Annotated in this window: 24 protein-coding genes; 9 read left to right on the forward strand and 15 right to left on the reverse strand. The window is 67.3% G+C overall.

Annotated features, from left to right (window positions below; translation table 11 throughout):
• Positions 1-17 precede the first annotated feature (17 nt).
• Positions 18-440, reverse strand: a complete 423-nt coding sequence (locus tag ACYJP6_RS02650; RefSeq protein WP_459473126.1) for a PA0061/PA0062 family lipoprotein — start codon at positions 438-440, stop codon at positions 18-20.
• Between ACYJP6_RS02650 and ACYJP6_RS02655 the strand changes: the two genes are divergently transcribed.
• Entirely contained in the window at positions 439-1,563 is a 1,125-nt protein-coding gene (locus ACYJP6_RS02655; RefSeq protein ID WP_459473128.1) for an aminopeptidase, read from the forward strand. The genes ACYJP6_RS02650 and ACYJP6_RS02655 overlap by 2 nt on opposite strands.
• Here the strand turns inward: ACYJP6_RS02655 and ACYJP6_RS02660 are convergent.
• The gene (locus ACYJP6_RS02660) at positions 1,560-2,906 is read right to left on the reverse strand and encodes an MFS transporter (RefSeq protein WP_459473129.1); all 1,347 of its coding nucleotides are present in this window, start codon (positions 2,904-2,906) and stop codon (positions 1,560-1,562) included. The two genes, ACYJP6_RS02655 and ACYJP6_RS02660, sit on opposite strands and share 4 nt — an antisense overlap.
• Positions 2,903-3,697 carry a siderophore-interacting protein gene (locus ACYJP6_RS02665; RefSeq protein WP_459473131.1) on the reverse strand — a complete coding sequence of 265 codons (795 nt, stop codon included), beginning with the start codon at positions 3,695-3,697 and terminating at the stop codon, positions 2,903-2,905. Before ACYJP6_RS02665 ends, ACYJP6_RS02660 begins: the two co-directional genes overlap by 4 nt.
• A gap of 54 nt (positions 3,698-3,751) precedes the next feature.
• Between ACYJP6_RS02665 and ACYJP6_RS02670 the strand changes: the two genes are divergently transcribed.
• The 3 genes from ACYJP6_RS02670 (at position 3,752) to ACYJP6_RS02680 (ending at position 4,911) form a co-directional block, all read left to right on the forward strand.
• Positions 3,752-4,168 carry a MarR family winged helix-turn-helix transcriptional regulator gene (locus ACYJP6_RS02670; RefSeq protein WP_459473134.1) on the forward strand — a complete coding sequence of 139 codons (417 nt, stop codon included), beginning with the start codon at positions 3,752-3,754 and terminating at the stop codon, positions 4,166-4,168.
• A gap of 65 nt (positions 4,169-4,233) precedes the next feature.
• Positions 4,234-4,467 (forward strand): hypothetical protein, encoded by a 234-nt coding sequence (locus ACYJP6_RS02675; protein ID WP_459473136.1) that lies wholly within the window; start codon positions 4,234-4,236, stop codon positions 4,465-4,467.
• 171 nt (positions 4,468-4,638) lie between these two features.
• Positions 4,639-4,911: a cupin domain-containing protein gene (locus tag ACYJP6_RS02680; RefSeq protein ID WP_459473138.1), complete on the forward strand. Its 273-nt coding sequence runs from the start codon at positions 4,639-4,641 to the stop codon at positions 4,909-4,911.
• 121 nt (positions 4,912-5,032) lie between these two features.
• Here ACYJP6_RS02680 and ACYJP6_RS02685 read toward each other — a convergent pair whose 3' ends face one another.
• Positions 5,033-5,161, reverse strand: a complete 129-nt coding sequence (locus tag ACYJP6_RS02685; RefSeq protein WP_459473140.1) for a hypothetical protein — start codon at positions 5,159-5,161, stop codon at positions 5,033-5,035.
• A gap of 113 nt (positions 5,162-5,274) precedes the next feature.
• On the reverse strand, positions 5,275-5,706 hold the full coding sequence (locus ACYJP6_RS02690) for an OsmC family protein (protein ID WP_459473141.1): 432 nt from the start codon (positions 5,704-5,706) through the stop codon (positions 5,275-5,277).
• 119 nt (positions 5,707-5,825) lie between these two features.
• On the opposite strand from ACYJP6_RS02690, the gene ACYJP6_RS02695 reads away from it, so the two are divergent.
• Entirely contained in the window at positions 5,826-6,806 is a 981-nt protein-coding gene (locus ACYJP6_RS02695; protein ID WP_459473142.1) for an aldo/keto reductase, read from the forward strand.
• A 527-nt stretch (positions 6,807-7,333) separates the two neighbouring features.
• Here ACYJP6_RS02695 and ACYJP6_RS02700 read toward each other — a convergent pair.
• Positions 7,334-7,936 carry an FMN-dependent NADH-azoreductase gene (locus tag ACYJP6_RS02700; protein ID WP_459473144.1) on the reverse strand — a complete coding sequence of 201 codons (603 nt, stop codon included), beginning with the start codon at positions 7,934-7,936 and terminating at the stop codon, positions 7,334-7,336.
• 110 nt (positions 7,937-8,046) lie between these two features.
• On the opposite strand from ACYJP6_RS02700, the gene ACYJP6_RS02705 reads away from it, so the two are divergent.
• Entirely contained in the window at positions 8,047-8,955 is a 909-nt protein-coding gene (locus tag ACYJP6_RS02705; protein ID WP_459473145.1) for a LysR substrate-binding domain-containing protein, read from the forward strand.
• Here the strand turns inward: ACYJP6_RS02705 and ACYJP6_RS02710 are convergent.
• The 3 genes from ACYJP6_RS02710 to ACYJP6_RS02720 all read right to left on the reverse strand — a co-directional run bounded on the left by ACYJP6_RS02710 (position 8,952) and on the right by ACYJP6_RS02720 (position 11,586).
• On the reverse strand, positions 8,952-9,536 hold the full coding sequence (locus tag ACYJP6_RS02710; protein WP_459473147.1) for a LysE family translocator: 585 nt from the start codon (positions 9,534-9,536) through the stop codon (positions 8,952-8,954). The genes ACYJP6_RS02705 and ACYJP6_RS02710 overlap by 4 nt on opposite strands.
• 46 nt (positions 9,537-9,582) lie before the next feature.
• Positions 9,583-10,422 carry an AraC family transcriptional regulator gene (locus ACYJP6_RS02715; protein WP_459473149.1) on the reverse strand — a complete coding sequence of 280 codons (840 nt, stop codon included), beginning with the start codon at positions 10,420-10,422 and terminating at the stop codon, positions 9,583-9,585.
• A gap of 267 nt (positions 10,423-10,689) precedes the next feature.
• Entirely contained in the window at positions 10,690-11,586 is an 897-nt protein-coding gene (locus ACYJP6_RS02720; protein ID WP_459473151.1) for a LysR family transcriptional regulator, read from the reverse strand.
• Between the two features lie 105 nt (positions 11,587-11,691).
• Between ACYJP6_RS02720 and ACYJP6_RS02725 the strand changes: the two genes are divergently transcribed.
• From ACYJP6_RS02725 to ACYJP6_RS02735, 3 genes are all read left to right on the forward strand, one after another.
• Complete coding sequence (locus ACYJP6_RS02725; protein ID WP_459473153.1) at positions 11,692-12,777, forward strand: tartrate dehydrogenase; 1,086 nt, start codon at positions 11,692-11,694, stop codon at positions 12,775-12,777.
• A gap of 10 nt (positions 12,778-12,787) precedes the next feature.
• A complete protein-coding gene (locus tag ACYJP6_RS02730; protein WP_459473423.1) occupies positions 12,788-13,657 on the forward strand; it encodes an alpha/beta fold hydrolase in 870 nt (289 codons plus the stop codon).
• Between the two features lie 104 nt (positions 13,658-13,761).
• Positions 13,762-14,553, forward strand: a complete 792-nt coding sequence (locus ACYJP6_RS02735; protein WP_459473155.1) for a phosphatase PAP2 family protein — start codon at positions 13,762-13,764, stop codon at positions 14,551-14,553.
• A 13-nt stretch (positions 14,554-14,566) separates the two neighbouring features.
• On the opposite strand, the gene ACYJP6_RS02740 is transcribed toward ACYJP6_RS02735, so the two are convergent.
• The 6 genes from ACYJP6_RS02740 to ACYJP6_RS02765 form a co-directional block, all read right to left on the reverse strand.
• A complete protein-coding gene (locus ACYJP6_RS02740; RefSeq protein WP_459473157.1) occupies positions 14,567-14,815 on the reverse strand; it encodes a hypothetical protein in 249 nt (82 codons plus the stop codon).
• Between the two features lie 267 nt (positions 14,816-15,082).
• Complete coding sequence (locus tag ACYJP6_RS02745) at positions 15,083-16,063, reverse strand: alpha/beta hydrolase (protein ID WP_459473159.1); 981 nt, start codon at positions 16,061-16,063, stop codon at positions 15,083-15,085.
• Positions 16,060-17,214, reverse strand: coding sequence for a gamma-butyrobetaine dioxygenase (locus tag ACYJP6_RS02750; protein WP_459473161.1), 1,155 nt, complete (start codon positions 17,212-17,214; stop codon positions 16,060-16,062). The genes ACYJP6_RS02745 and ACYJP6_RS02750 overlap by 4 nt, the downstream gene beginning before the upstream one ends.
• Before the next feature lie 226 nt (positions 17,215-17,440).
• The gene (locus ACYJP6_RS02755) at positions 17,441-17,911 is read right to left on the reverse strand and encodes a thioesterase family protein (RefSeq protein WP_459473163.1); all 471 of its coding nucleotides are present in this window, start codon (positions 17,909-17,911) and stop codon (positions 17,441-17,443) included.
• A 10-nt stretch (positions 17,912-17,921) separates the two neighbouring features.
• Entirely contained in the window at positions 17,922-18,866 is a 945-nt protein-coding gene (locus ACYJP6_RS02760; RefSeq protein WP_459473165.1) for an L-carnitine dehydrogenase, read from the reverse strand.
• Complete coding sequence (locus tag ACYJP6_RS02765) at positions 18,863-19,750, reverse strand: beta-keto acid cleavage family enzyme (RefSeq protein ID WP_459473167.1); 888 nt, start codon at positions 19,748-19,750, stop codon at positions 18,863-18,865. Before ACYJP6_RS02765 ends, ACYJP6_RS02760 begins: the two co-directional genes overlap by 4 nt.
• Between the last annotated feature and the right edge of the window lie 10 nt (positions 19,751-19,760).

Genomic DNA, 19,760 nt, shown 5'->3' on the forward strand with positions numbered 1-19,760 from the left:
GGGAAGATCAGCCGAGTCTACACGTCGCCGCAACGGCTGGCAGTGCTGCGCGCCACTTCCTGGTTGTGCTCGTCATAGAGGCGCGCCCAGGGCCGCCAACCGGTCTGGCCGGCTTCCAGGCGATAGCGCTCGCCCGCGGCGAAGGCCTTGTAGTTGAGGGTCACCAGGCAGGTGCGCGCGAGCGGATCGGCGACCTGGGCGCCGATGTTGGTGGGCTGCACCTCGAACTGGTAGCGTACCTGCAGGTCGTGGCTCCCTGGCCAGACCTGGAAGTAGCGTTTGTCTTCGAGTGCCTTGCGATCGGCGCTCAAGGCTTCCAGCTTGGCCTTGCCGTCGCTGTCCAGATCGATCCAGGCCTGGGCCGGATCGGGCTTGGGCAAGGGCCACAGGGAACAGCCACCTAGGAACAGCACAGGCAACAGCAGGCACAGTCTACGCATGACGGCTACAACTCCGGGCAGGGAAGGGCGCGCCACCCAGTCAGGCACCCCGCCTGCGCAACGCTTCGGCCGCTGGCTGGCGCTGCTGTCCCTGGCGATCGGACTGGGCGGTTGTACCTCGGTCGGGTACTACGGCCAGATGGTACAGGGCCAGGGGGCGCTGATCCGTGATCGCGAGCCCATTGCGACGGTCATCGCGGATCCGTCGCGCCCGGCCGTCCTGCGCCAGCGCCTCGCCGCCGCGGCGGCGGCCCGGCGCTTCGCCAGTGCCAAACTGGCCCTGCCGGACAATGCCAGCTATCGCAGCTTCGTCGAACTCAAGCGGCCCTTCGTGCTGTGGAATGTCTTCGCCACCGCCGAGTTTTCCACCCGGCCCACCACCCATTGCTTCCCCATCGCCGGCTGCGTGGCCTATCGGGGCTACTACCGGGAGGCCGCGGCCAAAGCGGCGGCCGACGACCTGCACCGCCAGGGCCAGGACACCTATGTCGGTGGTGTGCCGGCCTATTCGACGCTGGGCTGGTTCAGCGATCCGCTGCTCAGCAGCATGCTGCGCTGGGACGACGACCAGGTGGCCGCCACCATTTTTCACGAGCTGGCGCACCAGCGCTTCTATCTGCCGGGCGATACCGCCTTCAACGAATCCTATGCCACCTTCGTCGAACAGGAAGGCCTGAGGCAATGGCGCGCCAGCCGCGGCCTGCCGCCCCCGGATGCGGGACGCGAGACCCGCTACCAGCAATTTCGCGACCTGTTGCTGGGCACCCGCGAGGACCTGGCCAGGCTCTATGCCCGCCCGTTGCCGCCAGCGCTCATGCGTACCGCCAAGGCACGCCGCTTCGAGCAACTGCGGGCCGATTACCAGCGCCTGCGCGCCACCCCGGCCTGGCAGGGAGATCGCCGGTTCGATGGCTGGATGAGCCAGCCGCTCAACAATGCCCGGCTGGTGCCCTATGGACTGTACGAGCAGTGGGTGCCGGCCTTCGCCGCGCTCTATGCCCAGCATCCGGGTAACTGGCCGGCGTTCTTCCACCGAGTCCAGCAACTGGGCGAGCGCCCCGCCGCGGAACGCGAACGAGCGCTCCAGGCGCTGCTCGCGGCAGACCGCAACGCTCAGCCCTAGCGCGGCGCCCGCCAGTTGGACCAGGCCGCGACCAGGCCCAGGGTCGCCGCCAGGGCCAGCCCCAGCCGTGGCGCCAGGCCGGCGTCCAGGTGCAGCAGCAGCGCCAGGGCCGCGGCGCCCAGGGCCATGCCGGTCTGGCGCGCGGTGGCCTGGACGCCGCCGGTAGCACCATTTCGACCCGCCGGGGCGGCGGTGAGCATGATCCTGTTGTTGGGCACTTGGAAGAAGCCGAAGCCAATGCCGCCGACGATCAGGCAGGGGATCAGCAGGGCGGTCGAGCGTTCCAGCGGCATCACCGCAGCGGCCGCCAGTCCGAGGGCGATCCCCAGGCCGCCCAGCATGCACAGCCGTTGCGGTGGATAGCGGTCGGCCAGCCGTCCGGCCACCTGCGCCGACACCGCCACGGTGAGCGGCCAGGCCAGCATGAGCAGGGCGACCTGCAGGGGCACCAGGCCCAACTGGTGCTGCAGATAGAAGGGCAGGGCGAGGAAGCAGAGCATCTGCGCGGCGAAGGAGCAGACCGAGGCCAGCACCGAGTGACGCATGGCCGGCAAGCCCAGCAGGTCGACCGGCAGCAGCGGCGCCGCCAAGCCCCGTTCGCGGCGGATCAGCAGCAGCAGACTGGCTGCCGCCAGCACCAGCAGGGCCAGGCCTTGCAGCGGGGCCCCGCCGAGGCGTTCGAGACCGCCGATGCCCGCGCAGAACAACAGGGCATTGAGCAGCACGCTGACAGGGTCGAGTCGCCGGTGCGCCCGCGGGCTGTCGGGCAGGTTGCGTACCAGCAGGCCGATCAGCAGCGCGACCGGCACATTGACCGCGAACAGCCAGGGCCAGCCGCCCAGGGCGAGGATGGCCGCGCCCAGGCTGGGCGCGGCCGCTGACCCCAGGGCGACACACAGGGCATTGACGGCGATGCCGCGACCCAGACGATCCCGCGGGTAGGAAAGCCGCACGATCCCCGCGCTGACGCACATGATGGCGGCAGCGCCTACGCCCTGTAGGGCGCGGGCCGCCACCAGCCCGCCAAGGCCCGGGGCCAGGGCGCAGCCCAGAGAGGCCAGGCCGAAGATCCCCACGCCCGCGGCGAACACCGGGCGCAAGCCCAGGCGCTCGGCCACTGAGGCCAGGGGGAAGAGCAGGGCGACGAGGCTCAACTGGTAGGCACTGACGATCCAGACCGCCGCCGCGGCCGAGACGTCGAGTGCCTCGGCGATGCTGGGCAGCGCCAGGTTGGCAATGCCGCTGTCCAGCACCGTCATGCTGATGGCCAGCAGCAGGGCGGCGACCGCACGGTAACGGCGTGGCGGTGGCAGGCCGTCGGCGAGGGGGGCGCTGACGCTCAATCCTCGACCTTCACGTGCTGGTCGCTTTCGCCGAGCTTCCAGTAGCCGGCGGCCTTGACCCAGTCCCGCGGCAGCCCCTTGGCCAGCAGTGCCTGGCGCGCCGCCCGCGCCTGCGCGGCCTCACCGGCGATCCAGGCATAGCCTTCACCGGTGGGCAGTTCCAGATTCTCCAGCGCCTGCACCAGGGCCTCGGGCTGCTGCTCACGATAGACCCAGCGGAGATCGACCGCCGCCGCGGTCGGCAGGGCGATCTCCAGACCCGGTCGGGCGATTTCGGCGATCACCAGAACGCGTACGCCAGCGGCCAGCTGCTCCAGGCGCCGGGCGATGGCAGGCAGGGCGGTCTCGTCGCCGGCCAGCAGATACCAGTCGAAGTCTTCCGGCGGTACCAGGGCACCCTTGGGCCCGCCGATGATCAGCTCGGCACCGGGCTGCGCCTGGCGTGCCCAGGTGGTCAGCACCCCGGCTTCATGCAGGTAGAAGTCGATGGCCAGCTCGCCGCGGGCAGCGTCGTAGTGACGGGGCGTGTAGTGCCGGCCCACCAGCTGCTCGGGGCTGGCGGCGCGGATGGGGGTGGTGTCGGCGGGGACGAACAGCTTCACGTGTTCGTCGAAGGCCGCACTTTGGAAATCGGCCAGGTCGCTGCCGCCGAAGGTCAGGCGCAGCAGGTCGCCGCCCAGATCTTCGCGACGGACGACGGTGGCCCAACGCCGCTTGAGGTCGAAGCGTACGCGTTGGAATAGGTGGCGGGCACTGGCATCGCCCTCAGGGCTGTGAAAAGATGTCGCCATTGCAGAGGTACCATTCATTGAGGTTCCTCACTATATTCGAGGCAAGAAATCTGTATGTCAACCGCTGCCGCCATCGCCGAGGCCCTGCTGGATCTCAAACGGCAGATGCGCCAACAACTGGATGAGACGCTCAAGGCCTCCGGTCTGTCCTTCGCCCGCTATAAGGTACTGATGGTGCTGGAACGACTGGGGCCCTGCCGTCCGGGTGAGGTCGCCGAACAGCTGCGCCATGCCCCCCGTACCCTGACCGATGCCTTCGATGCCCTGGAGCGTGACGGCCTGGTCAGGCGCGAACCCCATCCCCAGGATCGCCGGGCGCTGCTGGTGCATCTCACCGACCAGGGTCGTAAGGCGCTGGAGCACGCCCAGGTACCGCGCCAACAGGCCCTGGAAGCGGTTTTCGCACCCCTGGCGCCAGCCGAGCAGCGACAATTGCTGGCCTACCTGGAGCGGGTCCGGACACCCCGCTGAGTGGTTGGCGAACTCCGTGGTGGTCGTTGGGCTCGAATCTGAGAACCTACCGAGGAGTTGTTGCCATGAGCGACCAGCGTTCCGATGCCCATCTGGGCAAGCCCCCGCCCAACGAACCCGCCGTCGATGAAGCGGGCCGGCCGGTGGATGTGGTGAAGAAGGATATCCAGCAGCCGGAGTCGAGTCCGACCGATGGCATCGACAAGGTCATCACCCCGACCGACATCAAGACCAAGGAGCAGGAGGCGGAAGAACTCCAGCAGAAGACCGCCGAGGTCGAGCGCAAGCTGGAGCGGTGATGCTCCACGTGGAACCTCGGGTGACCGAGGTTCCAGCGTCTGCCCAGCCTCTATCCAGGGTGTGCTGGCGCCCATAGCCTATGCGGTGGCCCGTGATAGAGGGCTTTCAATGGTCGCCAGCGCGCCGCCGTTCTAGTCTTGAGGCAACCACCGTCACGACCGGAGTCTGTCTTGGATCGAGCCACCTTCAGCGAACAGCTTGCCCGTGAGGGCTTCCAGCCGCCGGTTCTGGTGGAGCGCGAAGCCTATGGCCGTCTGGATTCCCATGCTCATGACTTCGAAGCTAAGGCCCTGGTCATCGCCGGGGACCTGCGCATTCGTACCGAGCAGGGCGAACGCCTCTATCGCGTCGGCGACGTCTTCCACCTGGCCGCCCACGAGCCTCACTCCGAGGTGTTCGGTGCCGAGGGCGTGCGCTATCTCGCGGGTCGGCGAAAGCCCTGAATGGAGCATGACACCGCCTGAGGCCTACGGCTCCCGGATGTCACTGCTGTGGGTCACCGCGGCAGAGGGATCGCAGAACTCTTTGGGCGGCTGAAGTCAGGACGTTTGAGTATCGTCCGGATCAGCCTTCGCTGTCGTTCTTCTCGATGTCCTTGCGCTGCCGGTTGAGGATGACGCAGCCGTAGACGCCGCCACCGAGCAGCAGGAGGGCCAGGACCGAAAAGAGGGCCATGAAGATGGAGTCGTTCATCTGGGTCTCCGAGGGCAGGGTCGGAGCAGTTTAACCGCTGGGCAGGCTGGTGCTGGCGGTCTTCATGACGCGATATTGCCGGTGCCTGGGTGGCACCGGCAAGTACCCGACCCTTAGCCTTCCAGCGTGGCGTTCAGGTTGATCTTGGCGCCCTTGAGCACCTTGGACACCGGGCAGCCTTCCTTCGCCTGGTTGGCGATGGTGGTGAACTGTTCCTGGGTGGCACCAGGGATCTTGGCCTTCATGGTCAGATCGATGGTGGTGATCTCGAAGCCGTCGCCAACCTTATCGAGGGTCACGTCGGCCTTGGTCTCGATCCGCTCGGGGGTCAGCCCGTTCTGGCCCAGCAACATGGAGAAGGCCATGGAGAAGCAGCCCGCATGGGCCGCGCCGATAAGCTCTTCGGGGTTGGTCCCCGGGGTATCCTCGAAACGGGTGTTGAAGCCGTAGGCATTGTCCTTGAGCGCGCCGCTCTCGGTACTGATATGGCCCTTGCCATCCTTCAGACCGCCTTGCCAAACCGCGGAAGCATATTTCTTCGTCATGGAGCGTCTCCGGTTGTGGATAGAGAATCCATCTAGAACCAGACGGCAGCTGGGAAGTTCGTTGCAGTCGATCCGAGACCTGCGTGGTCAACCCTTGTCGACAACCTCTGGAGGCCCCCATGAAGTACCGCAACCTCGGCCGGACCGGCCTGAAGATTTCGCCCCTTTGCCTCGGCTGCATGACCTATGGCGTCCCCGAACGGGGCAACCACCCCTGGACCCTGCCGGAAGACGAGAGCCTGCCGCTGCTGAAGAAGGCGCTGGACCTGGGGATCAACCTCTTCGATACCGCCAACAGCTATTCCGATGGCACCAGCGAAGAAATCGTCGGCCGCTTCCTCAAGGCCAACGCCGTGCGTGAGGAGATCGTGCTGGCGACCAAGGTGTACTTCCCGCTGCGCGACAAGCCCAACGTCGGCGGCCTGTCGCGCAAGGCCATCTTCGCCGCCATCGACGCCAGCCTGCAGCGGCTGGGTACCGACTACGTCGATCTCTACCAGATCCATCGCTGGGACTACCAGACACCCATCGAGGAGACCCTGGAAGCCCTGCACGACGTGGTCAAGGCCGGCAAGGCGCTGCACATCGGTGCCAGCAGCATGCATGCCTGGCAGTTCGCCAAGGCGCTGCATACCGCCGAGCGCCACGGCTGGACGCCTTTCGCCACCATGCAGAACCACGTGAACCTGCTCAATCGCGAAGAGGAGCGGGAGATGCTGCCACTGTGCCGCGATGCCGGCATCGGGGTGATTCCCTGGAGTCCCCTGGCCCGCGGTCGCCTGACCCGCGACTGGGACGCCAGCACGGCGCGCACCGAAAGCGACGCCTACGGCAAGACGCTCTATACCGCCAGCGAGGATTCCGACCGGCAGATCGTCGAGGCCGTGGCACGCATCGCCGAAGCCCGCGGCGTACCCCGCGCCCAGGTGGCCCTGGCCTGGCTGCTGCAGAAGCCGGGGATCGACGCGCCCATCGTCGGGGCGTCCAAGCCGCAGCATCTGGACGATGCGGTGGCGGCCTTGGAGCTGCAGCTGACTGATGAAGAGATCGCTGCCCTGGAAGCGCCCTATGTGCCGCATCCGGTGGTGGGATTCAGCTGAGGAGTGGTGTCGCCCTCACCCCAGCCCTCTCCCAGAGGGAGAGGGGGAGGAGCGGGATGGTGCTCTGGATGAATATCGGTGCCAGGGCCGACAAGGCTCGGCCTTCTGCTGACGGGAAAAGCCGGGCGGTGCCTTGGCTAGGCCCCTGAGCCAAGTGCCTACGAAGCTCGACCTCTGGGCGCTAGCTCCCCGCTCCCTCAGGAAGAGGGACGAGGGTGAAGGCCCTTTCATTCGGACCTCGACTTCGCGGACTGCACCTGTCCCTAGGGCGAGGAGCTGTTAGCTTCCCTCTCCTTTAGGGAGAGAGGCGGTGGTGAAGGCCGCTTCACTCTGACCTCGACTTCGCGGACTGCACCTGTCCCTAGGGCGAGGAGCTGTCAGCTCCCCTCTCCCTTAGGGAGAGGGCTGGGGGTGAGGGCCGCTTCACTCGGACCCCGACTTCGTGGACCGCACCTACTCCTAGGGCGAGGAGCCGTCAGCTCCCCTCTCCCGCGGGTAGAGGGGCCGGGGGTGAGGGCCGCCCAGACTCAGGCGTACTGCTCGGCGATCTGGCGCTCGGCGCTGGCCAGGGCGGCGCCCTTGGCTTCGTCGCCATAGGCCAGGCCTTCGGCGCGGACGATCTGGACGTCGGTGATGCCGAGGAAGCCCAGCAGCAGCTTCAGGTAGTCCTCGTGGGCGATGCCGGTAGGCTTGCCGGCATGGATGCCGCCGGCAGTGGCGACGATGATCGCCTTCTTGCCGCCGCACAGGCCTTCCGGGCCGGCTTCGCCGTAGCGGAAGGTGGTGCCGGCCACGGTGATGCGGTCGATCCAGGCCTTCAGCTGGGTCGGGATGGTGAAGTTGTACATGGGCGCGCCTAGCACCAGCACGTCGGCGGCGAGGAATTCCTGCAGGGCGCGGGCATTGCGCTCGGCTTCGTCGCGCTGTTCGGCGCTGCGCTGCTCGGCCGGAGTAGCACCGGCGGCCAGGCTGGCAGCGGAAAAGTGGCCCAGCGAATCGTGGGCGAGATCGTGGTAGGTCACGTCCAGCTCCGGATGGCTGGCCTTGAGCGCGGCGACGACCTTGGCGCTCAGGGCGCGGGACGCGGAGTGATCACCGAGGATGCTGGAATCGATGTGCAGGAGTTTCATGGCGACGGTCCTCTAGGGTTCGAAGAGATGGGTCCAGACTAGCGATAAGTCGAATACTCGATTAGTCCCGTAGAATGTGATGCATCGTCCCATGGATAGGACAATCGCCCATGCAAGACCTCAATGATCTCGCCTACTTCGCCAAGGTGGTGGAAGCCGGGGGCTTCGCTGCCGCCGGCCGGCTACTGGGCATTCCCAAGTCGCGGCTGTCGCGGCGCATCGCCGAGTTGGAGACGCGTCTGGGTGCCCGCCTGCTGCAGCGCACCACCCGTACCCTGACCCTCACCACCCTGGGCGAACGCTACCTGGTGCACTGCCAGGCGCTGCTGCGCGAGGCGGAGAGTGCCGCCGAAACCGCCGCCAGCCTGTCCAGCGAACCGCGGGGCCCGCTGCGGGTGTCCTGCCCGGTGGCCCTGGCGCAGCAGTACCTGCCGGAGGTGGTGACGCAGTTCCTCGCACGCTATCCCCAGGTTCAGCTGGACCTGCTGTTGGTGAACCGGCGGGTGGACATCATCAACGAAGGGGTGGACGTCGCCCTGCGCGTACGGGACCTCGATGACGAGGAACCGGGGTTGGTAGTGCGGCGACTGCGCCAGGCTGCGGTAGTGCTGGTGGCGACCCCCGGGTTGCTCGCCGGGCGATCCCTGGATTCACCGGAGGCCCTGCTGGGCCTCCCGCTGCTCGGCGCCCTCGAAGTGGATCGCAAGGTGCATCTGCGCCTGGTGGGCCCCCAGGGCGAACGGCGCGAGCTGATCCTGGAAGCCCGACTGGGCATCGATGACTTCGGCGTCCGCAAGACCGCCGCCTTGGCCGGCCTCGGCTATACCGCGCTGCCGCTGATCTATTGTCAGGCCGAACTGGACGAGGGTCGCCTGCAGCGGTTGCTGCCGGCCTGGTCCGTCCCCAGCGGTCACCTCCAGGCCGCCTATGCCCACCGCCGGGGTCAGTTGCCGGCCGTGCGCGCTTGGCTGGAGCACCTGGAGGCCAGCCTCAAGATTCACGGCGGAGCACCGGTCTAGACCACCGTCGCCCAGGCCGACACGAGCAGCAAGCCGGCCATCCCCAGGTTGAAACCGCGCCAGGCCCGGGTGGATTTCAGGCGGCGCGCTGCGGCCCGGCCGAGCAGCGCCCAGAGGCCCAGGCAGGGCACGGACACCAGCAGGAACACCAGGGCCAGCACTAGCACCTGCTGCCACAAATCGACGCCGGGTTCGGCGTAGACGGTCACCACCGCCAGCGCCATGCTCCAGCTCTTGGGGTTGAGCAGCTGCAGGCCGGCGGTGCCGCCGAAGCCCAGGCGGGCGCTATCGTCCGCCACTTCCGGTGCCCCGGCGCGGGCCAGTTGCCAGGCCAGCCAGCTCAGCCAGAGCACCCCGGCCCAGGCCAGGCCGCGTTGCCAGTCGGGATGCCGGGCCAGGGTCTGGCCAAGGCCGAAGCCCACCACCAGCACCAGGGCCACCGCGCCCAGGCTGCCGCCCAGCACCAGCGGCAGACTGGCCCGGGCGCCATGACGGGCGCTGTGGCCGAGGATGAGGACATTGGTCGGCCCCGGGGTGATGGAGGCGACCAGGGCGAACAGTAGGAAGGGCAACAGGGACATGGGGGACTCCTGGAAGGACTGAGTCTCCAGCGTCGCCTCCCCGGCGCTAGCGGTCTGGAAGATTCGAGCAGCGCGCGCGGTAGGCGGCGGGCGTCAGGCCGTAGGCGCGGCGGAACCAGCGACCCAGATGGCTCTGGTCGGCGAAGCCCAGGGCGGCGGCGGTGTCCGCCGGCGACAGGCCATCGGCCAGCAGGCGGCGGGCGCGAGACAGCCGCAGTTGCACCAGATAGGCGTGGGGCGCGAGGCCAAAGGCCGCCTTGAAGGCGCGGGTCAGGCGGAATCTGTCCACCCCGCAGGCCCGCGCCAGTTCTTCCAGGCCGATGTCCTCGTGATGGTAGGCGTGCAGGACGTCCCGCGCGCGCAGGGCCACCTGGGGCAGCCGCGGATCGCCGGCCTGGGGCGCGCGCCATTGCAGTTGCGGCAGGAGGCGCAGCAGCAGGGCATCCAGCGCGCTCTGGCGGACGATGCGCAATTCCGGACGACTCAGGACCTCATGGGCCCAGGCTACGGCGCGATGCAGCTCGGCTTGCTCCACCAGGGTCCGGGCGAAGCCGGGTTCGCCCAGGGGCCGGCCGTCGCCATGCAAGCCCTGCAGCTCGCGCCCCAGCCACTGCGGATCGAGATAGAGCATGGAATAGGTGAAGCCCTCGGCCTCCGGCGCCTGGCCGTCGTGCAACTCGCCGGGCTCCAGCAGGAAGACCTGCCCCGGGGTACTCAGATGACGCTGGCCACGGCAATGGAATTGCTGCAGGCCCTGCTCGGTGTAGCCCACCAGGTAGGCGTCGTGCCAGTGCGGATCGTAGGCATGGCCCTCGAAATGGGCGCGCAGGGTCTCGATACCGGTCTCGGCATCTTGCTGCAGCTGGATCCAGTGATCGTCGGCCATGGCGAGAGAGGGGGGCTTTCGGGCCTTTCAGTCTAGTTACTGACCTGATGCCGGTCTGGAAGATTCGTGCAGCCTGGTGCGGTGTTTCAGAAGTTGACTACACAATTTTGCCGGTGCTTTTTCGGCTTGAGCGGCGTTGCCACTCCTCGCCATAGCCCTGCTATGACTCGTCGCGGCGCCTAGCCCAAGCGGAGCGCCGAACCGTCGGAACGCCGAACCGTCAAAAAATCACTCGCCAATTTTTGCGCGAACGTCTGAAACACCACACTAGCGCCCCAGCCGGGCGGGCAGTTCCCGCGCCAGATGGCGGATCAGCTCGGAGATCCGTCGCGGTACGTGGCGCTGCTGGCGATGCACCGCATAGATGGCCGCCGCCGGCGCTGCATGATCGGTCAGCACCGGCACCAGGGCGCCGCTGGCGATCAACTCGGCCACGTCCCATTCCGATCTCAGGATCAGGCCATGGCCGTCCAGCGCCAGGCGCACCATCACCTCGCCGTCGTTGCTGCTCAGGCTGCCGCGCACCTTCTGGGCGAAGTGCTGGCCGGCCTTGGTGAAGCGCCACACGGCGTAGTCACCGGCGTCCTGGCGCAAGACCAGGCAGTTGTGCCGCGCCAGGTCCGCCACGCTTGCCGGCGTCCCGGCGCGGGCCAGGTAGGCCGGGGCGGCGCAGAGCAGGCGGCGATTGTCGAGCAGGCGATGGGCGATGACCCGGGCATCCGGCGGCTCGCCGACGCGGATATCCAGGTCGAACGGGCCTTCCAACAGATTCACCGGATGGCTGGAGAGGTGCAGATTGAGTTCCAGCTGGGGATGGCGCGCCGCGAAATTCGACAGCAGCGGCGCCAGGTGCCGCCGGCCGAATCCAAAGGTGGCGTTGAGATTGAGCGTCCCGCTGAGGGGCGCATCGGGGCGGCCGACCTCTGCCTCCAGATCCTCCAGCTGCCGCAGCAGCGGCCGGGCACCTTCCAGATAGCGCAGGCCTTCCGGCGTCAGGTCCAGCCGCCGCGTGGTACGGCGGATCAGTTGTACGCCCAGGCGGCGCTCCAGGGCGGTGAGTCTCTTGCTCACCGCCGCCAGGGACAGCCCCAGCTCCCGTGCGGCAGCGGTCAGGCTGGGATGACCGGCCAGGCGGACGAAGAAGGCGAGATCGTCGGCAGACAAGATTCTTGATTCCAGGTTAACAATGGCTTTCCCTGGGGCGGGATTGTACGCCTCCGGCGCGAGACTACACTGGGGCCCTCTCACTCGAACTGCCGGAGAATCCCCATGCAAGCGTCCCAGCCCCACAAGATCGCGGTCATCGCCGGTGACGGCATCGGCACGGAAGTCATGCCCGAGGGTATCCGCGTGCTGGAAGCCGCCGCCCGCCGTTTCGGCATCGCCTTGCAGTTCGACCACTTCGATTTCGCCAGCGCTGCCTACTACCAGGCCCACGGCAAGATGCTGCCGGACGACTGGTTCGAGACGCTCAAGGGCTACGACGCCCTCTACTTCGGCGCGGTCGGCTGGCCGGACGTGGTGCCCGACCACATCTCCCTCTGGGGCTCGCTGCTGCAGTTCCGGCGCCGCTTCGACCAGTACGTCAACCTGCGGCCCTGCCGGCTGATGCCCGGGGTCAAGGCGCCCCTGGCCAATCGCCAGCCGGGCGATATCGACTTCTATGTGGTGCGCGAGAACACCGAGGGCGAGTATTCCAGCGTCGGTGGCATCATGTTCGAAGGCACCGAGCGCGAGGTGGTGATCCAGGAAACGGTGATGACCCGCCAGGGCACTGACCGCATCCTCAAGTTCGCCTTCGACCTGGCCCAGCAGCGACCACGCCAGAAGCTGACCTCGGCCACCAAGTCCAACGGCATCGCCATCACCATGCCCTGGTGGGACAAGCGCGTCGAAGAGATGGCCAAGGCCTATCCCGAGGTGGCGGTGGACAAGTTCCACATCGACATCCTCACCGCCAACTTCGTCCTGCACCCGGACTGGTTCGACGTGGTGGTGGCCAGCAACCTGTTCGGCGACATCCTCTCCGACCTGGGTCCGGCCTGTACCGGCACCATCGGCATCGCCCCCTCGGCCAACATCAACCCGGAGCGCAATTTCCCCAGCCTGTTCGAGCCGGTGCACGGCTCGGCGCCGGACATCGCCGGCAAGGGCATTGCCAATCCCATTGGCCAGATCTGGTGCGGCGCCATGATGCTCGAGCACCTCGGCCATGCCGAGGCTGGCGCAGCGGTGGTAGCGGCCATCGAGGCGGTGCTGAGCCAGGGCCCGGAACAGGCGCCCCTGACTCGCGACCTCGGCGGCCAGGGCACCACCGAGAGTCTGGGCCAGGCCATCGCCGCGGCCCTGGCCTGAGATGGACGGCCTGTTTCCGGGATTCGCCCAGCACCGGCTGGACGTCGACGGCGTCGAGTTGAATTGCCGCGTTGGCGGCAGCGGCCCGGCGCTGCTGCTGCTCCATGGCCATCCCCAGACCCACGTCATGTGGCATCGGGTAGCGCCGCGGCTGGCCGAGCGCTTCACCGTGGTGGCCGCCGACCTGCGTGGCTATGGCGACAGCGCCAAGCCGGCCGCGGGCGAAGAGGCCTACAGCAAGCGCACCCTGGCGCGGGATAACGTCGAGCTGATGCGCCTGCTGGGACATGAGCGCTTCGCCATGCTGGCCCACGACCGTGGCGCCCGGGTCGCCCATCGCCTGGCATTGGACCATCCGCAGGCGGTGGAGCGACTGATGCTGCTGGACATCGCCCCGACCCTGGCCATGTATCGCCAGACCGACGAGGCCTTCGCCCGCGCCTACTGGCACTGGTTCTTCCTGATCCGCCCGGCGCCGCTGCCGGAACGGCTGATCGAGGCCGATCCGGAAGGCTATCTGAAAGGGGTGATGGGCACCCGCAGTGCGGGCCTGGCGCCCTTTCCGCCGGAGGTGCTGGCCGAGTACCTGCGCTGTCTCAGCCTGCCAGGTACGGCCCGTGGCATCTGCGAGGACTATCGCGCCAGTGCCGGCATCGACCTGGCCCACGACCAGGCCGACCTGGATGCCGGCCGCTGCCTGGAATTACCCTTGCGCGTGCTCTGGGGTGCCGAGGGCACCGTGGGCCGCTGCTTCGATCCCCTCGCCGAGTGGCGCCAGGTGGCCACCCAGGTCAGTGGCCGGGCCTTGCCGGGCGGGCATTACCTGGCAGAGGAACTGCCGGATCTGGTGCTGGAGGAAGCCCTGGCGTTCCTCGGTTGAATCAGCTGCTGCAAAGGAGTGTTGCGTCATCTGGTTGTAACAAAACGTGACGTAGTAGCGGAAAAGCGGGTCTATTCGTGAAATTTTCGTGAAACGAGGACCCGATGGACGCCCCACTCTTCACTTCCACCTGGCACTGGCGCCGTCTGGCCGTGGGTCAGGGCCTGGCCATGGGCCTATTACTGCTCTGGCTGCTGCCCGCCGTGCGTACCCAGTTGCTGGCCTTCGATGCAGGGTTGTTCCACGCGCTCAACGCTCCCCTGGCACACTCCGCGGCCTGGCTCTATCTCTGGACCTTCTTCAGCCTGAGACCGGTGGATGCCCTGGTAGGGCTGGTGCTGCTGGCCTTGCTGATCCGGGGTGGCTGGGCCTATCCCGCGGCCCAGGTACGGCCGGCGCTGGCGGCTTTCATCGGCCTGCTGGTGGTCCTGCTGATCGTGCGGACCCTGCTGACCAAGGGCATCGAGGCCCAGGGCCTGCAACACGCCAGCCCATCGGATGTGCTGCCGGGCGCCTATCTGCTCAGCGATCGCTTTCCCTGGCTGGAACACGGTTGGGAATTGAAGGACAGATCCGGTGCCAGCTTTCCCGGCGACCATGCCTCGGTATTGCTGCTCTGGGCCCTGTTCATGGCCCACTTCACCCGCGGCGGACGCCGACTGCTGGTCGCCGCCTTGGCGGTGCTGTTCATGCTGCCGCGCCTGGTGGCCGGTGCCCATTGGGGTTCGGATGACTATGTGGGCGGCCTGGCGCTGGCGCTGAGCGTCACCAGCCTGGGCTTGTCCACGCCCCTGGCCGCCTGGTTCGCCCGCCAGGGTGACCGGCTGCTGACGCCACCGCTGCGCGGCCTGGCGCGGCTGCCGCTGCTTGGCCGCCTGAGCCTGTTGCAGGCCTAGTTCCAGGCCACCTCTAGCGCGACTGGGCCAGGGCCGGCAGCAATTGCTGGTCGATGGCCTGGCGTACCGCCGGTAGCAGCGCGGCGCTGCCGGAGAGCAATTCCTGGATCAGTTGCCGCAGGGCCTGGGCGCGCTCCTGATTGAGTCCCGTCACGGCCTGGCGGCAGGCCTCGTCCGCCGTTGCCTGGGGCATCACGTTGAAACCCAGCGCACGCAGGCGGTCGCGGAAGTCGTCCTGGTCGATCAAGTCGGCGATCATCATGGCACTGTCCTCTCCGGTGGAATGCCGGGATTCTCCCATTGGCACCGCAGACGGCAAGCCGGTCTGGCGTCGGTGCATAGCCAGATGTCGCTTTTGGACAGCAGCACGATCGGCGTCCAGGCAATGTAGGTTTATTACTACATCTGGCCCGGACAATCTGCCGCAGGGTCAAACTGAAGGATCGCCGATAGAATAGCGCCAATCCTCGACATTTTCGGGTTGTTCGCTGCCAGAGCGTGCAATCCACAGGTTACACACTGAGGCCCATCAGGGCGTTTGAACCTCTTCCGTCTCCAGCGGTTGAGGTTTTTTTTTGTCTTCTAGCCATCCAGTGGCCGCCAGTCGGCGAGCGAGAAAGGTCTCCAGTGCGAGGCGCAGGGCCTCGGCACGCGGGCCCTTGGCGCGCAAGGCGCCATGCAGCAGACCGGCACCCTCCCATAGCTCGCACGAACGGCCCGCCGCGCGCAGGGCCGCGGCGTAGGCGCGGCCGTGGTCGGCCAGGGGATCACGGCGGGCGACGGCGACGAAGCAGGGCGCCAGCCCGGTGAAATCCGTCGTCCGCAGCGGTAGCGCCCGGGGATCGTGGCGATCCTCCAGGCGGGGCAAATAGCCGTTCAGGCAGGCGCGCCAGTCGGCGGCGCTGAGTAGCGGCGCCCGGGCCTGGCGGCGCTCGCTGGGCAGCAGTCGATCCGTCAGCGCCGGGTAGATCAGCGCCTGCGCCCTGGGCTGGGTGCGACCCTGCTGTCGCAGCGCCAGACACAGCGCCGCGGCCAGGTTGCCACCAGCGCTGTCGCCGGCCACCGCCAGCCGCATCTCGTCCAGCCCCAGCGCGCGGGCCTCCTGCAGCAGCCAATCCCAGGACTGGAGAGCGTCCTCCAGGGCCGCCGGGTAGGGATGCTCCGGGGCCAGGCGATAATCCACCAGCAAGACGGCCAGCCCCAGCCGCCGCGCCAGGCGTGCGGCGAGAAAGCCGTGGGAGTCCAGGTCACCGAGCATCCAGCCGCCGCCGTGCAGATAGAGCAGGGCGGGGCGGTCGGTGGTGGACTCTTGCGGCGCTACCAGCCGCAGCGGTACTCCGCCGGCCCGGTGATCGCTGACCGCCAATCCCTGGTAGTCCGCTGGCGCGAGGGCGGCGCAGAGCCGGGCGTAGGCCTGGCGCTGGGCGTCGATGTCCGGATCGTCAGTGGCGAAGGCCTGGCTGGCCTGGACGAAGGCGGCCATGTCCGCCGACAGCGGTGGCTGGCTCATCGTTGCAGCACGCGAATTCTGGAATGCAGCTCATCCCGGTCGATGTAACAGCCCTGGAAATGACGCGCGCCGCTGGTGGGGTCGAATTCATCCCGGGCATGCAGGGCCCTCCTGTTGTCGAAGCACCACAGCTGACCCGCCGCGAGACGGTGCCGGTAGCGGAAGCGATCATCCCGGGTCATGGCGATGAAGCGCCGGTAGGCGCGGTAGAGCAGCGGCATGGTTTTCTGGCTGGTACTGAAAGGGCCGCGCAAGAAGTTCGCCATGCGAATTTCCGACACTTCCTGGTTTTCATCCAGGGCGATGATGGGTGCCTTATAGCGATAGTCGGAAGACTTCCCGCGATTGCGGAATTCGACGGGTATCGTGGTGAGTATCGCGAAGGACTCGGGATCCTCTTCTCTCAGGACTTCAGCGAGCTTGAAGCCGTCCACGAAGGTACTGCTGCCGCCTTTTGCGTCGTTGACCAGGCAATGCAGGAATTGCAGCCCCGGTTGCAGCTCCCGGGTCGGGAGGTCGGTATGTAGCGGTAGGTTGAAGGCGGTGTAGGCGTTGCTGTCCGCCTCGGCCTTGGATTGCACATTGAAGATCGTGCCGAAGTTGGATTCCCGGATGAAGGAAATCCGTCTCGCCACCGCGGCCAGAGATCCCTCTTCCACAGGCACGCCATGCAGCAGCGACAGGCCGGTGTCCCTCACCTCGATCAGCCAGGACAGTAGCGCTGCATCGTCGGTCATTATCTCGGCGTACTGGAAGGAGGGCACCTGCAGGCTGCTGTCCCAGAGCTTTTTCCGGGGCCTCAGCCTTTCCTGCTCAGCCAAGGATTCTTCGTCATAGGCGTGGGCGCGTAACCAGCCAGCGTCGTACGTACTGACGTGTCCATCGTGCCAGAGGATCTCCAGGCTGCCGTCCTCCTTGAGGGTTACCCGGGATGCCTGAATATCTTCGGGGATATCCACTATCTCGAAGATTTGTTCGCGGGTAACGCTATAAACGCAGCGCGGACAGGGGCAGTTGTCCCTGAGCCAGAGCAGATGGTAAGGACTGGTTCGGCCATCCAGCCAGTGAACGGTGACATGAGTATCGTCGCCTCGGGCACTGCCTATCGGGCTGATGACTTTATAGGTACTGAAGTCGGCGATGGCGCTCATGTCACTGTGACTCCGCTGGATTGCTAAGAGCCTGTTCAAAATCTCGCGAGCTAGAGCTAAACAAGGCCTAGGCGGCCCCACGAAAATGGCTGAGGAAGCGGATCGGACTCGCGCTCGAGTTTACGAATGGTAAATGAGCATTCCGACGGGGCTGGCCTTCCAGGGCATTTTCAACGCAGTTTGGCCGACGCGCAGCAGATTTTGAACAGGCGCCAAGGGCTGCCGGTCATTTTCTCGCGGGTGGCAGGCCGATGACCCGCCCCACGTGCTCCGGCCAGGACTCGTCGTGCTGTGCTGCCAACCGGGTCGCCAGCCAATCGTGCACCGCGGGCGCGAAGGGCGCCGACTTGGGGCCGGCCAGGTCAACGTGCAGCAGCAACTGCTCGGAGGCGGCCAACAGCTCGGTCTCGCCTTCGCGATACAGCCCGAAGTGCAGGTGCAGGCGCTTGGCATCCAGGGCCAGGAACCTCACCCGTACTTCCAGCCGGGCATCCGCCTTCACCTCGTGGAGGAAGTTGAGATGGCACTCCAGGGTGAACAGCGAGTGCCCACTGGCTTCGCGGCCGGCGGCGTCCAGGCCCATGGCGTCCATCAGGGCGTCGGTGGCGTGGCTGAAGATCAGCAGGTAGTAGGCATCGCGCAGATGGCCGTTGTAGTCGACCCAATCCGGGGCGACGGTGGTGCTATGGATCAACATGACCTTTCTCCTAGTCCCGGATGCCGTGGCGCGCCTTGCACTCGGTGATGGCCGCCTGCACCGCCAGCAGGCAGTCGTCGCGATAGCGCTCGAGGGCGGCCAGTTCCAGGTCGCCCTGTTGCGCCTGGGTGCCCTCGACCACGGCGTCGATCAGGCCGTCGGTCAGCTCCGGGGCTTCCAGGTAGGTCCAGGGCAGCTTCAGCGCCGGGCCGAATTGCTGCATGAAATGGCGCATGCCCGCCGGGCCGCCGGCCAGGGTGTAGGTGAGGAAGGTGCCCATGAACGACCAGCGCAGGCCGGCGCCATAGCGGATGGCGTCGTCGATCTCGCCGGTGGTGGCGACGCCGTCGTTGACCAGGTGCAGCGCCTCGCGCCACAGGGCTTCGAGCAGGCGGTCGGCGATGAAACCGGGCACCTCCTTGCGCACCCGCAGCGGCCGCATGCCCAGCTCGCGATAGAAGGCTTCGGCGCGCGCCAGATTGGCCTCCGAGGTCTGGGTCCCGCCCACCACTTCCACCAGCGGCAGCAGGTAGACCGGATTGAAGGGATGGCCCACCAGGCAGCGCTCGGGGTGCTCGGCATCGGCATAGAAGTCGCTGGGCAGCAGACCCGAGGTGCTGGAGCAGATCAGGGCGTCGGCACGCGCCGCCCGGCTGACCCGGGCATGCAGATCGCGTTTGAGCTCCAGGCGCTCGGGCGCGCTCTCCTGGATGACGTCGGCGCTGGCTACGGCTTCTTCCAGGTCGGTATGGAACGTCAGGCGGTCCAGGCTGGCACCCGGTGCGAGGCCCTGGGCTTCCAGGGCCGGCCAGGCATTGGCCAGCCGGGTACGCAGGGCGGCCTCGGCACCGGGCGCCGGGTCCCAGGCACGCACGTCCAGGCCCCGGGCCAGCGCTCGGGCGATCCAGCCGGCACCGATCACGCCGGTACCGAGGGCAGCGAAGACGGCGCTCATCGGGCACCTCCCAGCTTCATCTTCTGACGCCCTTCGGCCGGGCTGAGGGCCCGCCCGCCCAGCCGCTCGATGATCTGGGTCACCCGCTCCACCAGGCTGCCGTTGGTGGCGTGGACGCCACGGTCCAGCCAGAGGTTGTCTTCCAGGCCGACCCGCACGTTGCCGCCCAGCAGCATGGCCTGGGCGGCCATGGGCATCTGCATGCGGCCGATGCCGAAGCCGGCCCAGCAGGCGCCCGCTGGCAGGTTGTCGACCATGGCCTTCATGGTGGTGGTGTCGGCCGGCGCCCCCCAGGGAATGCCCAGGCAGATCTGGAACAGCGGGTCTTCCAGCAGGCCTTCCTTGAGCAACTGCTTGGCGAACCAGAGATGGCCGGTGTCGAAGATCTCCAGCTCGGCCTTCACCCCCAGCTCGGTGATGCGCTTGGCCCCGGCGCGCAGTTGCGCGGGGGTGGAGACATAGATGAAGTCGCCATCGCCGAAGTTGAGGGTGCCGCAGTCCAGGGTGCAGATGTCCGGGCGCAGCTCTTCGATATGCAGCAGGCGGGTTAGCGGGCCGACCAGATCGGAGCCTGGCCCGAATTCGGTGGGCGTTTCGCCCGGGCCGATCTCCAGGTCGCCGCCCATGCCGGCGGTGAGGTTGACGATGATGTCGACGTCCGCCTCGCGGATACGCTCGACCACCTCGCGATAGAGCGCCACGTCGCGACTCGGCTTGCCGGTGGCGGGATCGCGGACATGGGCGTGCACCACGGTGGCGCCGGCACGGGCGGCCTCCAGGGCGGCCTCGGCGATCTGCGCCGGGGTAACGGGAACATGGGGATTGCGGCCTACGGTATCACCGGCGCCGGTCAGGGCGCAGGTAATGATGACATCGGTGTTCATGGTCTTTCCT

Source organism: Pseudomonas sp. No.117 (genome assembly GCF_054558395.1).